Source organism: Mesorhizobium sp. P2_F5, assembly GCF_056403715.1.
The window spans coordinates 451,370-463,823 of record NZ_JBFUEY010000004.1 but is presented as its reverse complement, the minus strand read 5'-3'; the positions used below and the strand labels follow the sequence as shown (position 1 = coordinate 463,823).

Below are 12,454 nucleotides of genomic sequence, written 5' to 3'. Positions count from 1 at the left end.
TTCCCTATCATTCGGCCATGAAAACGCTCGGCTTCTACATTTCTCCAGGATTTCAGATGCTCGACCTCGCTGGTCCGGCCGGCGCATTCGAGGCGGCAAATGGCGAGATCGGACGTCCGGCCTACCAGGTCCATATCGTGGCTGCCGGCGTTGGGGCTGTCGCCAACAGCCTTGGCATCTCCACGACTGCTGCAGCACTCGACGACGGCATGTTCGATACTTTGATCGTTATCGGGGGACGGATCGACCCGACGCTCCCCGCTGAGGCTTTGAACGGAATAGTCGAGGCTGCGGGGCGGTCCCGCCGCGTTGCGAGCGTCTGCACGGGGGCATTCACGCTGGCGGCGGCTGGGTTGTTGAACAGGCGCCGAGCGACAACCCACTGGCGACATGCCGCCCGGCTCCAGCGCGACTATCCCGCCATTCGCGTCGAGGCCGACCGCATCTTCTGCAGGGACGGCAATATTTGGACGTCGGCGGGCATCACAGCCGGCATCGATCTCGCTTTGGCCCTCATCGAGGAAGATCACGGCTTTGCCATCGCCAAAGCCGTGGCCCAGCATCTGGTTGTCTACCACCGTCGCCATGGCGGACAGTCGCAATTCGCCGCGTCGATCGATCTAGCGCCAAAGAGCGATCGGATCACCGCTGCCCTTGGCCACGCACGGGATCACATTGCCGAGGAACTTCCTGTCGAGCGGCTGGCAGAGGCGGCCGGCATGAGCCTGCGCCAGTTCAGCCGGACATTCCGGGCGCAAACCGGCACCACGCCAGCGCGTGTCGTGGAACGGCTTCGCGCGGATTTGGCAAGAGGCCGGATAGAGACAACAGGGGAGCCTGTCGAACGTATCGCGGAGGCAGTTGGTTTTGGCGACGCCGAGAACATGAGACGGGCATTTATCCGGATCTACGGGCGGCCGCCCCAATCGATCAGGCGGGCCGCTCGAATCTGAGCTTGAGCGCGTCGTAGCACAACCGCCAGAGTGCGTGGAGAAGCGCCACGACCAGGCGTCCAAACTGGTCCAATGGGTAGTTCCGACACCAGAACAGCACTGCTAAAAGTCCGAAGAAGCCGTCATGCGCTGATCCCAGCCAACGGTGCCATCGGCATCGTTCTGATATAGTGGCAATCGCCGCGAGACGATCCGGAACACTGCGGCGGCAGCGACGTGCAAATAGGCGGGTTCTGAACTCGGGCACAGCCTCAAATTGCTCGAATGCGCTCGTCAGTTAAGTTGATCTGCCTCGATCCCACAAAGGACGACGTGCCGGCCTTCATCCGCGAGCACATGGAAGAAGGCGTCGGTGTTGATGTCGCCATTGAATGCGCGAGGGCAGGTCGCGACCTTAGAAGCCAGGTCAATAGCTAGCTTCGCCAATTCCGGTCATACACAGGAGGCGACCGTCGTTGACCTCTCCGAAAGCGACGGTGAGGTCATCGGGATCGTCAACCCGTCTCACGCCAAAGTCTATGGGTGGCGCATACGCGGCAGCGCCGGCTTGGTTAGGCCCAGCCTAAGCAGAATTATCGAAAATCATTATTTGTGCATCGCACACAGCGTGCTTTGCTCCATCCGCCGGCTGAAAGAGAACAAAAAGAACGTCAGGCGGCAACCTTCGGCGATGCGCCCGAAGCGGGTTGTTTTGGTGCAGACAGCGCCTGACCTCAGAAAAAGACAGGGGAACGTGATGACGACAATAATCTCGAAGTTTCGCCGTGCCGCGCTTGCGGCCGGCATTGCCCTCAGCGCCCTTTCGGTGAGCCTCCACGCCGAAGCCGGCAGCTTGAAGCTGGGGATGACGACCTGGGTCGGTTACGGCCCGCTCTTCCTTGCGCGTGACATGGGCTACTTCAAGGAAGGCGGCCTCGATGTCTCGCTCGAAATCATCGAGGAAGCATCGATGTACATGGCGGCCGTCGCCGCCGGCGAGCTCGACGGCAGTGCCTCGACCATAGACGAAATCATGAAATACCGCTCGAAGGATGTCTGCTTCAAATCGGTCTATGCCCTGGACGACAGCCATGGCGGCGATGGCGTTCTGGCGCCCAGCGGGGTCAAGAGCGTCGCCGACCTCAAAGGCATGGAGGTCGCGCTGAACGAAGGCTCGGTGTCGCAGTTCTGGTTCAACATCCTGCTCAAGCAGGCCGGTCTCAGTCAGGCCGACGTAAAGATCACCAACATGACGGCCGATGATGCCGCCGCTGCCTTCATGGCCGACCGCATTCCTGTTGCCGTGACCTGGGAACCGCATCTGACGCTGGCCAAGAAGGAAAACAAGGGCCAGGTGCTAATCGACTCCTCGAAGACGCCGGGCTTGATCGTCGATGTGGTGGCGCTGAACTGCGATTACATCACGAAGAACCCCGGGGATGTCGAGGCACTGGTGAAGGGGCTCTACAAGGCCAACGAGTTCATCAAGGAAAATCCCGAGAAGGCTTACGAGGTGATGGCCAAGGGCGTCGGCGGCTGGCTGAAGGAGCCGAAGGACTTCGCCTCCTCCGCCGCGGGCGTGAACTTCTACGGCAAGGAGCGCAATGCCCAATTCTTCGCCGGCGGCGAGAGCGGTGAAGCCGGCAAGCTGATCAAGCTGGGTGGCGATGTCTGGGGCGGCTTCGGCAAGCTCAAGATGGACATCAAATACGATGACCTCGTCGATCCGTCCTTCCTGACAAAGTGATCTGGCCTCGCAAAGCGAGTTCGCTGGACCGCAGGCCGAGCCTTTCGCCTGCGGTCTATCCAGCCCAAAGGGTTCCCCTGTGACACTGGCACCGAATGCAACGTCTCCCATCAGCCATATCGTGACCACGAGCGTGGATAAAAATCAGCCCGGTCGATCCGCCTGGAAGGCTGTCGCCACGCCGTTTCAGGCCGTGTCGCGCCCTCTCTCCATCACGCTCAGCGTCCTGGTCTGGTGTGCGGTCATCGGCGGCTGGTTCGCTCTGACCTATTCCGGAGCGGTCAAGGAAATGTTCCTGCCGCGCCCGGAATCCGTCTTGTCCACCACCATCAGGATGGCGCTTGACGGCTCATTGTGGGAGCACGTGCTCGCCAGCGTCCAGGTGGTGCTGATCGGTTTCGTCATTTCGAGCATCGTGGCGGTGCCGCTCGGATTGACGATGGGCACCTATCGCATCGTTCAGGCGGCGCTCGACCCGCTCGTCAATTTCATCCGCTACCTGCCGGTGACGTCCTTCGTACCACTGTTCATCCTGTGGATCGGCATCGGCATCGAGCAGCGCGTGGCCGTCATCATCTTCGGCATCTTCTTCCAGCAGCTCGTGATGATCGCCGACAGCGCGCGCGGCGTTCAGCGTGACCTCGTCAACGCCGCCTATACGCTCGGCACGAAACGCAGCGACACTGTCTTCCACATCGTCTTTCCGGCCACGCTTCCCAACGTGCTCGACGTGCTGCGCGTCACTATGGGCTGGGCTTGGACCTATCTCGTCGTCGCCGAACTCGTCGCCGCCCGCAGCGGACTTGGCTACATCTCGCTCAAGGCGATGCGCGGCTTCCAGGTCGACGTCATCTTCATGGCCATCGCCATGATCGGCATCCTTGGTCTTTGCACCGACCAATTGTTCCGGGGCATCCGCCGCCTCGTCGCCCCCTGGGCCAATTGAGGAATTCGCTGACATGGACGCCCTGACACTTGCGACGAAACCGAAGAGCGCCGACATCGGCGTCGATAATGTGGCGCTGCGCTACGGCACGGGCGACAACGCCGTGCTGGCGCTGGACGGCATCTCGTTCCATGTCGTGCCCAATGAGTTCTGCGTGATCGTCGGCCCATCCGGCTGCGGCAAATCGAGCCTGCTCTATCTCATTGCCGGCCTTGAGGAGCGCACCGGCGGCATGATCTCTGTCGGCGGCAAGCAGGTTACCGAGCCAGGCCCGGATCGCGGCATGGTGTTTCAGGCCTATACGCTGTTCCCCTGGCTGACGGTCGCGCAGAACGTCGAATATGGCCCGAAACGGAAGAGCATGCCGGCGGCCGAGCGCCGGGCCATCGTCGAGCATTTTCTCCATGAGGTCGGCCTGACGAAATTCGCCAACCATTACCCCTCGCAGCTGTCGGGCGGCATGAAGCAGCGCGTGGCGATTGCCCGCGCGCTCGCCAACGATCCGCAGGTGCTGCTGATGGACGAACCCTTCGGTGCGCTCGACAGCCAGACCCGCCACTCAATGCAGAAGCTTTTGCTCAGGATCTGGGACCATTCCAAGAAAACCGTCCTGTTCGTTACCCACGACATTGACGAGGCGATCCTGCTGGCGGACCGGGTGCTCGTCATGTCCGGCCGGCCCGGCCAGATCAAGAAGGAAATCCGCGTCGGCCTCCCGCGTCCGCGCAGCATGGATCTGGTCATGGAGCCGAACTTCATCGCCATGAAGCGGGAAATCCTCGAGCTCTTGAAGAACGACGAAGACGACGAGAATTAGAAGGCATGGGCATCGCGACCGCGGAATTCGACTATATCGTCATTGGCGCGGGCTCGGCCGGTTGTGTCCTGGCCAACCGGCTGAGCGCCAACCCCGCCAGCCGCGTCTGCCTGATCGAGGCCGGCGGCAGCGACGACCGTACAAGGGTCCGCGTGCCGGCCGGCATCCTCTCGCTCTACGGCAATCCGACGTTCGACTACGGCTACAAGGGCGTGCCGCAGCCGCTGCTCAACAACCGCCGCATACCGGTCAACCGCGGCAAGCTTCTCGGCGGATCGAGCTCGATCAATTCGATGGTCTACATTCGCGGCGCCGCGCAGGACTACGATGAGTGGGCAGCGCTTGGCTGCGCGGGGTGGTCTTATGCCGATGTGCTGCCGGTGTTCAAGAGACTGGAGCGGAACCTTCTGTCGCAGAACCCGGACTATCACGGCTTCGACGGCGAACTGCTGGTCGACAATCCGCGTGATCCCAACGACGTATCCAGCCTGTGGGTAGAGGCGGGCCGGGACGTGGGCCTGCCTGAAAACCGCGACTTCAACGCCGACGGTCAACTCGGCCTCGGCATCTACAATGTCACCCAGAACAAGGGGGAACGGTTCTCGGCCTATACCGCCTTCGTCCGGCCGGTTCTTGGCCGCCCGAACCTCCAGGTCCTGTCAGGCGTCGAGGTGCTTGATCTGGCAGTCGAAAGCGGGCGCGTCACCGGCGTCAATGTGATCAAGGACGGGGCAGCCCAGCGGCTGACATGTCGCGCCGAAGTGGTGCTGAGCGCGGGCGCGATCGGATCGCCGCGCATCCTGCTCGCTTCCGGCATCGGCCCGGCCGAGGAGCTGAAGGCGGCGGGGGTGGAGCCGGTGATGAACGTGCCCGGCGTCGGCAAGAATTTGCGCGACCATGTCGACGGCATGATCACGATGCGATCGAACAGCACCAGGACGCTCGGCCTGTCGCTCGCCAATCTGCCGGCAATGCTGGCCGCACCCTTCCAGTATTTCGTCCGGCGCAAGGGCATGCTGACGACCAACTATGTCGAGGCCGGCGGCTTCGCCAAAACCAGATATGCCGGCGATATTCCCGATGTCCAATTCCACTTTGTTCCGGGCTACCGCAGCCATCGCGGCCGGCTCGTCGAATATGGTCACGGCTATGCCGTGCACACCTGCGTGCTGCGGCCCGGAAGCGTCGGCGAAATCACGCTCGAGCGCGACGGCACCCGGCGAAATGTGCTGATCGATCATCGCTTCTTCAGTGACGGGCGGGATGCATTGACCCTTATCGAGGGCATCAAGCTGGCGCGCTCGATCCTGGCTTCGCCGGTCTTTGCCGATATTCGTGGAGCGGAAATCCTGCCGGGACCCGATGTCGTCACCGATGACGAAATCCTCGCCTATCTGCGTGCCGAGGCGCTCACCGTCTATCATCCGGTCGGCACGGCCAAGATGGGCACCGACACCATGGCGGTGGTCGATCCCGCCGGCCTCAAGGTGCGCGGCTTCGACAATCTGCGTGTGGCGGACGCCTCAATCATGCCGACGCTGATTGGCGGCAACACCAATGCGCCGTCCATGATGATCGGCGAAAAAGCAGCCAGGGCGATGCTGTCGTAGTCTCTCGTTTGCCAGCCTCCTGGGCATTTAGGGACAAGCTAACCACTGCCACGTGAAATCGTAATTTTCGCCGCTCAGTCCCTCCAGTACACCAGCGATCTGACCTCCTGGCATCCGCAGAAACTCTTGGGGGGAAAGGACGCAGAAATGTCGGTGGAAAAAATAGACACGCTTGTCGTCGGCGGTGGCCAGGCGGGGGTGGCTATGTCTGAGCATCTGAGCAAATGCGGCGTGCCGCATCTCGTTCTCGAGCGTGGCCGGATCGCCGAGCGCTGGCGTTCGCAGCGATGGGACTCGCTCGTTGCCAATGGGCCGGCCTGGCATGACCGTTTCCCTGGCATGGAATTCCCCGTAACGGGTCCCAACGGCTTTCCCTCCAAGGAGGAGGTTGCAGACTATTTCGCCGCCTATGCAAGGCAGATCAATGCGCCGATCCGCTGCGGCGTCGAGGTCAAGCTCGCGCAAAGAAATGTCGGTCGACCCGGGTTCCGCGTCGAGACGTCGGACGGCGTGATCGAAGCCAACAGCATCGTCGCGGCGACCGGACCTTTCCAGGTCCCCGTCATCCCCGCCCTTGTCCCCGGCGATGTCGGCATTCTGCAGATTCATTCCAGCGCGTACCGCAACCCCGGACAGTTGCCAAAGGGCGCGGTGCTGGTGGTCGGGGCGGGATCGTCGGGTGTGCAGATCGCCGATGAGCTTCAGCGCTCGGGGCGGCGCGTCTACCTCTCGGTCGGCGCGCACGACCGCCCGCCGCGGGCCTATCGGGGGCGCGATTTCTGCTGGTGGCTTGGCGTTCTCGGCAAATGGGACCTCGAGACCCCGGGGCCTGGCACGGAACATGTCACGATCGCGGTAAGCGGCGCACGTGGTGGCGAAACGATTGATTTCCGTCGGCTGGCCGCGCAGGGGCTTGTTCTGGTCGGCATGACCAAGACATATCAGGACGGCGTGCTGACCTTCGCGTCCGATCTGGCGAAGAACATTGCCCGCGGTGACGCCAACCTGATGTCGCTGCTGGACGAGGCCGACGCCTATGTTGCCCGCAACGGTCTCGACCTGCCGGAGGAGCCCACCGCCCGTCGGATAGACCCGGATCCCGACTGCTTGACAAATCCGCTTCGTGAGCTCGATCTGGCCGAAGCCGGGATAGCGGCGATCATCTGGGCGACAGGTTTTTCCGTCGACTACAGCTGGTTGAAGGTCGATGCTTTTGACGAGAAGGGCCGGCCAAGGCATCAGCGCGGCGTCTCGGTCGAGCCTGGACTCTATTTTCTCGGGCTTCCCTGGCAGTCGCGAAGAGGGTCGAGTTTCATCTGGGGTGTCTGGCATGATGCCAAGCATGTCGCGGACCGTATTTCGACACAGCGCAAATATCTTGCCTATCACGCTGCCGCGCGGCGCGAGACGGTGGACGCCTGACCGACGCTGACAACAGCCACGAGCCCGATCTGATGGAGACCAGGATGGCGCACACAAGAATCCGTAAGTTCAACACGAAGGACACCTATCCTGAGCAGAAGCTCGACAATGATCTGTGTCAGGCGGTCGTCACGCGGGGTGGCCGGACGGTCTATCTGCGTGGCCAGTGTCCGCAGGATCTCGACACCGCCAAGAATATCGACAGCCACGATCCGGCCGAGCAGACGCACAAGGTGATGCAGAACATCAGGCAGCTCATCGAAGAGTGCGGCGGCACCATGGAGCACTTGGTCAAGGTGGTCGTCTACATCACCGACGTGCGCCATCGCGAGGCGATCTATCGCACCATGGGCGAGTACATCAAAGGCGTGCATCCTGTTTCGACCGGTCTCGTCGTGCAGGCCCTGGCGCGCCCGGATTGGCTGGTCGAGATCGACGGCACCGCCGTAATCCCGGACTGATGCCATGACCTTCTCCATTGTCGCGCGGTGCAGCCGCACCGGCATGTTCGGCGTCGCGGTGTCGTCTTCCTCGCCGGCGGTAGCGGCGCGCTGCGCCTATGCGCAGGCGGGCGTGGGGGCGGTCGCGAGCCAGAACGTCACCGATCCGACGCTCGGCACCAAGGGGCTCGAACTGATGGCGCGCGGTGCCTCGGCCGCCGAGGCGGTCGCCATCCTGAAGCGCACCGGCGCCTATAGCGACTACCGGCAGGTGCTGGCCGTCGATGCCGCCGGGACCACCGCGATCCATTCCGGGCCTAAGGCGCTTGGCATTTGGGCAGAGGCGCGTGCGGACAATGTCGCCTGCGGCGGCAACATGCTGGCCCATGACGGCGTGCCGCAAGCCATGGTCGAAGCCTTCCTCGCCTCGGAAGGGCATCTCGGCGACCGCCTGATCGCGACCATGCGCGCCGCGCTGAAGGCGGGTGGCGAGGCGGGTCCGGTCCACTCGGCTGGAATGAAGCTGGTGCGCGAGGTCGCATGGCCGGTCGCGGACCTGCGCTGCGACTGGAGCGACAGCTGCCCAATCGAGGAACTGGCGGCTTTGTGGGATCGCTACAAGCCGCAACTCGATGCCTATGTCACTCGCGCGATCAATCCGTCCGACGCGCCGAGCTACGGCGTGCCGGGCGACGAGTAGCCGGCACGCGAGTAGCCGGCACACAGGGGGAGGCATCCGCATGAGCGAACTCAGTCACAAGGATTGGATCGGCAAGGCATCCGCGATCCGTTTTCGCGACAAGGCGTTCATCGACGGCAAGACGGTTGCCGCGCGGTCAGGCAGAACCTTCGCCAGCATCAATCCTGCCACCGGCGACGTGCTGGCCGAGGTGGCGTCGTGCGGCGAGGAAGATATCGATCTCGCCGTTGCCGCGGCGCGCCGCAGTTTCGAGGCCGGTGTCTGGTCGCGCACGAGCCCGACGCACCGCATGGAGGTGCTGCTGCGGCTGGCGCGGCTGCTGCGCGAAAACCTGCAGGAGCTTGCGCTGCTCGAGTCGCTCGACATGGGCAAGCTGGTCACCGATGCGGCGACTGTCGATGTCCCCGGCTCGGCGGCGATCTTCCAGTGGTATGGCGAGGCCATCGACAAGATCTATGACGAAGTGGCGCCGACCGGCGGCAGCGATCTGGTATTGGTGCGGCGCGAGCCGCTCGGCGTGGTCGGCGCCGTGGTGCCGTGGAATTTCCCGCTCGACATGGCGACCTGGAAATGCGCGCCCGCGCTGGCGGCGGGCAATTCGGTGGTGCTGAAGCCGGCCGAGCAGTCGCCTTTCTCGGCGCTCAGGCTGGCGGAACTCGCCATGGAGGCGGGCCTGCCCGCCGGCGTGCTCAATGTCGTGCCTGGCCTTGGCGAGACGGCCGGCCAGGCGCTCGGCCGCCACATGGATGTCGATTGCCTTGCCTTCACCGGATCGACCTCGGTCGGCAAGATGTTCTTGCAGTATTCGGGTCAGTCGAACATGAAGCAGGTCTGGCTCGAAACCGGCGGCAAGAGCCCGAACCTTGTCTTCGCCGATTGCGGCGATCTCGATGCGGCGGCCGACATGGCGGCCTTCGGCATCTTCTTCAATCAGGGCGAGGTCTGTTCGGCCAATTCCCGCCTGCTCGTGCAACGCGGCATCAAGGATGCCTTCGTGGAGAGACTGGCTGAGCGCGCGGCCGCCACCCAGCCTGGTGATCCGCTCGACCCGACTTCGAAAATGGGCGCCATGGTCGATGCCCGCCACGCCGCCAACGTCATGCGCTTCGTCGAGGCCGGCAAGAAGACCGCGCGCCTAGTCGCCGGCGGCGATCGGGTCACGGTCAACGGCCGCGGCAGCTTCATACAGCCCACCATCTTCGACAATGTTGCCCATGACGACCCAATTGTCAGGGATGAGATATTCGGACCGGTGCTTTCGGTCATTGCCTTCGATGATGAAGAGGAAGCTATCCGTATTGCCAATGACAGCCCGTACGGGCTGGCCGCATCGCTGTGGACCGACAGCCTTTCGCGCGCGCACCGCGTCGCCGGCCGGCTGCGCGCCGGCACGGTTTCCGTCAACACGGTTGATGCGCTGAGCCCGATGACGCCGTTCGGCGGTGTCAAGCAATCGGGCTTTGGCCGCGACCTGTCGCTGCATGCACTGGACAAGTACACCGCGCTGAAAACGACATGGATCAAATACTGAAGCCGCGCGGGCGCTTGATCGCGGCGCCCAAACCGGCGACATAGAAGCCCATGCCGCTACGCTTCACCCTGAGACAGCTGGAATATTTCGTCGCCGTCGGCGAAGCCGGATCCATTACCAAGGCGGCCGAGCAGGTCAATGTTTCGCCGCCGTCGATCTCGGCTTCGATCGCGCAGCTGGAGGCCGAATTCGGCGTCCAGCTTTTTGTCCGCAAGCATTCGCATGGCCTGTCGCTCACGGCTGGCGGGCGCGTTTTCCTGAAGGAGGCCGCCAGGCTGCTGGCCGACGCCGACGCCCTGCACGATATCGCCGGCGACATCGCCGAAAAGGTGCGCGGGCCGCTGGCGGTCGGATGCCTGCTGACCTTCGCGCAGATCGTCATGCCGACGTTGCGCGCCAAGTTCGAGCGCGCCTATCCCGAGGTGCGGTTCCGGCAGTTCGAACGCAACCAGGGTCAGTTGCTCGAAATGCTGCAGCGAGGCGAAATCGACGCAGCGCTGACCTACGATCTAGAACTGTCGCAGGACACGACGTTCGAACCGCTGATGCTGGTGCCGGCCTATGTCATGCTGCCACAGGGGCACCGCTTCGCCGGCAAGGCTTCCATCACGACGGAAGAGCTGGCCGACGAGCCGATGGTGCTGCTCGACCTGCCCTATAGCCGCGAATATTTCCTTTCGGCCTTTCATTCGCGAGGAATCCGGCCGAACATTGCCGAGCGCACCGGCGATATCGCGGTAATGCGGTCGATGGTCGCGAACGGCTTCGGCTACGGCATCGCCAACATGCGGCCGCTCAACACGCTGGCGCCCGACGGCAAGCCGCTGGTCTTCGTGCCCCTGGAGGGCGATTTGCGGCCTCTGACCATGGGGGTCGCGTTGCCCAACGCCGAGCACCGCACCCAGACAGTGCAGGCATTCATCGATCATTGCCGCCGTTTCGTCGTCGAACAGGGCGTATTCGGCAGTGGTAGGGTCGTGGAATAGCCACGAACTTTATCAGGCAACCTGAAGCTGGTGATCGGCAAGCCGCCACAGCAGATTGTCCAGCATGTCGTCGCAGCGGCGCATCTGTTCGACGCTCACGAATTCGTCCGGTCTGTGCCCTTGCGCCATCGATCCCGGCCCGCACACTATGGTCGGCGTGCCGAGGTCGCGGCTGAACAATCCGCCTTCGGTGCCGAAGGCAACCTTGATGGTGTCGTTGGCGCCGGTTAGCGATTTGACGAAGGCAACGGCCTGCGAGTTCGCTGGCGTGTCCAGCCCTGGGTAGGTGTTGGTGATATCGATGTCGATGGCTGCCTCAGGCGCGATCGTTGAAGCCTCAGCGGCAATGCGCGCTGCCGCCGCGCGCAACCCATCGAGGATTTGGTCGGGATTGTCGGCCGCGACATTGCGGATCTCGAAGTCGAGCTGGCAGAGGTTCGGCACGATGTTGAGCGCCACGCCGGCATTCATCTTGCCAACGTGGACGGTCGTGTAGGGAATGTCGTAGTCGCCGTCGCGCGCGCCGTCGCGCGCCAGCCGATCCTGTTCGCCGCGCAATGCGGAGACGAAGTCGCAGCCCAGATGAATGGCATTGATTGCCAGCGGCGCCAGCGCCGAATGGCCTTCGCGTCCCCTGCAGATGGCGCGTGCCGCGAGCTTGCCTTTGTGGCCGGTCGCCACCTGCATGTTGGTCGGCTCGCCGACGATGCACAGCAATGGCCGGTGCGGCGCGGACCGCAGCATGTCGATCAGGCTGTGTACGCCGATGCAGCCGACCTCTTCGTCGTAGGAAAGCGCCAGATGCAGTGGTGTCCTCAGCGTCATTGTCGAGGCCTTGAGGCACGCGGCAAGCGCGCAGGCCACGAAACCCTTCATGTCGGCCGCGCCGCGGCCGTAAAGCTTGCCGTCGCGCGCGCTCATCTCGAAAGGCGGCAGCGTCCAGTCCTGGCCGTCGATGGGGACGACATCGGTATGGCCGGACAGCATGACGCCGGGAGCGTCGCCCGGCCCGATGGTGGCGAAAAGGTTCGCCTTATGGCCGTCCGCGCTGCGGATGATCTGGCATGCAATGCCCTGTGCCGCTAGCAACTCCGTCACGTAGCCGATGAGGTCGAGGTTCGAAACGCGGCTCACCGTCGGGAATGCGATCAGCTTTTCAAGGATTCGGATGCTGTCCATGTGTTGTAGGTCTCATTGGCCGTGCGCGCTATCTAGCATCGCGTGGGCGCGGTGCTGAAGTCGCATTTGGCTCAGCCGGGATTCACCGGATGCTAATCCAGGCGGCGGGGGCTGATTAGGCGCGTCCTAATCGGCACAGAAGAA

11 protein-coding genes are annotated in these 12,454 nt (G+C 63.2%); 10 read left to right on the top strand and 1 reads right to left on the bottom strand.

The window, feature by feature from the left end; all coding sequences use genetic code 11:
* Positions 1–17: 17 nt before the first annotated feature.
* The 10 genes from AC1DYO_RS08720 (at position 18) to AC1DYO_RS08675 (ending at position 11,131) form a co-directional block, all read left to right on the top strand.
* Positions 18–953, top strand: coding sequence for a GlxA family transcriptional regulator (locus AC1DYO_RS08720; RefSeq protein ID WP_477262465.1), 936 nt, complete (start codon positions 18–20; stop codon positions 951–953).
* A gap of 736 nt (positions 954–1,689) precedes the next feature.
* The gene (locus AC1DYO_RS08715) at positions 1,690–2,679 is read left to right on the top strand and encodes an ABC transporter substrate-binding protein (protein WP_477262234.1); all 990 of its coding nucleotides are present in this window, start codon (positions 1,690–1,692) and stop codon (positions 2,677–2,679) included.
* Between the two features lie 133 nt (positions 2,680–2,812).
* Positions 2,813–3,625 carry an ABC transporter permease gene (locus AC1DYO_RS08710; protein WP_477262232.1) on the top strand — a complete coding sequence of 271 codons (813 nt, stop codon included), beginning with the start codon at positions 2,813–2,815 and terminating at the stop codon, positions 3,623–3,625.
* Between the two features lie 13 nt (positions 3,626–3,638).
* Positions 3,639–4,442: an ABC transporter ATP-binding protein gene (locus tag AC1DYO_RS08705; protein WP_477262230.1), complete on the top strand. Its 804-nt coding sequence runs from the start codon at positions 3,639–3,641 to the stop codon at positions 4,440–4,442.
* A gap of 5 nt (positions 4,443–4,447) precedes the next feature.
* Positions 4,448–6,052, top strand: a complete 1,605-nt coding sequence (locus AC1DYO_RS08700; protein ID WP_477262228.1) for a GMC family oxidoreductase — start codon at positions 4,448–4,450, stop codon at positions 6,050–6,052.
* A gap of 147 nt (positions 6,053–6,199) precedes the next feature.
* Positions 6,200–7,474: a flavin-containing monooxygenase gene (locus AC1DYO_RS08695; protein ID WP_477262225.1), complete on the top strand. Its 1,275-nt coding sequence runs from the start codon at positions 6,200–6,202 to the stop codon at positions 7,472–7,474.
* A gap of 44 nt (positions 7,475–7,518) precedes the next feature.
* Complete coding sequence (locus tag AC1DYO_RS08690; RefSeq protein ID WP_006335307.1) at positions 7,519–7,935, top strand: RidA family protein; 417 nt, start codon at positions 7,519–7,521, stop codon at positions 7,933–7,935.
* A gap of 4 nt (positions 7,936–7,939) precedes the next feature.
* Entirely contained in the window at positions 7,940–8,614 is a 675-nt protein-coding gene (locus AC1DYO_RS08685; RefSeq protein ID WP_477262223.1) for a DUF1028 domain-containing protein, read from the top strand.
* 40 nt (positions 8,615–8,654) lie between these two features.
* A complete protein-coding gene (locus AC1DYO_RS08680; protein WP_477262221.1) occupies positions 8,655–10,145 on the top strand; it encodes an aldehyde dehydrogenase in 1,491 nt (496 codons plus the stop codon).
* A gap of 50 nt (positions 10,146–10,195) precedes the next feature.
* Entirely contained in the window at positions 10,196–11,131 is a 936-nt protein-coding gene (locus tag AC1DYO_RS08675) for a LysR family transcriptional regulator (RefSeq protein ID WP_181055501.1), read from the top strand.
* A gap of 12 nt (positions 11,132–11,143) precedes the next feature.
* On the opposite strand, the gene argE is transcribed toward AC1DYO_RS08675, so the two are convergent.
* Positions 11,144–12,310 (bottom strand): acetylornithine deacetylase, encoded by a 1,167-nt coding sequence (argE, locus tag AC1DYO_RS08670; protein ID WP_477262219.1) that lies wholly within the window; start codon positions 12,308–12,310, stop codon positions 11,144–11,146.
* Positions 12,311–12,454: the final 144 nt, after the last annotated feature.

Excerpts from the sequence above, each read along its gene's own strand:
- AC1DYO_RS08720 (WP_477262465.1), top strand. The coding sequence starts at position 18 with ATGAAAACGCTCGGCTTCTACATTTCTCCAGGATTTCAGATGCTCGAC.
- AC1DYO_RS08715 (WP_477262234.1), top strand. The coding sequence starts at position 1,690 with ATGACGACAATAATCTCGAAGTTTCGCCGTGCCGCGCTTGCGGCCGGC.
- AC1DYO_RS08705 (WP_477262230.1), top strand. The coding sequence starts at position 3,639 with ATGGACGCCCTGACACTTGCGACGAAACCGAAGAGCGCCGACATCGGC.
- AC1DYO_RS08700 (WP_477262228.1), top strand. The coding sequence starts at position 4,448 with ATGGGCATCGCGACCGCGGAATTCGACTATATCGTCATTGGCGCGGGC.
- AC1DYO_RS08695 (WP_477262225.1), top strand. The coding sequence starts at position 6,200 with ATGTCGGTGGAAAAAATAGACACGCTTGTCGTCGGCGGTGGCCAGGCG.
- AC1DYO_RS08690 (WP_006335307.1), top strand. The coding sequence starts at position 7,519 with ATGGCGCACACAAGAATCCGTAAGTTCAACACGAAGGACACCTATCCT.
- AC1DYO_RS08685 (WP_477262223.1), top strand. The coding sequence starts at position 7,940 with ATGACCTTCTCCATTGTCGCGCGGTGCAGCCGCACCGGCATGTTCGGC.
- AC1DYO_RS08680 (WP_477262221.1), top strand. The coding sequence starts at position 8,655 with ATGAGCGAACTCAGTCACAAGGATTGGATCGGCAAGGCATCCGCGATC.
- AC1DYO_RS08675 (WP_181055501.1), top strand. The coding sequence starts at position 10,196 with ATGCCGCTACGCTTCACCCTGAGACAGCTGGAATATTTCGTCGCCGTC.
- argE (WP_477262219.1), bottom strand. The coding sequence starts at position 12,310 with ATGGACAGCATCCGAATCCTTGAAAAGCTGATCGCATTCCCGACGGTG.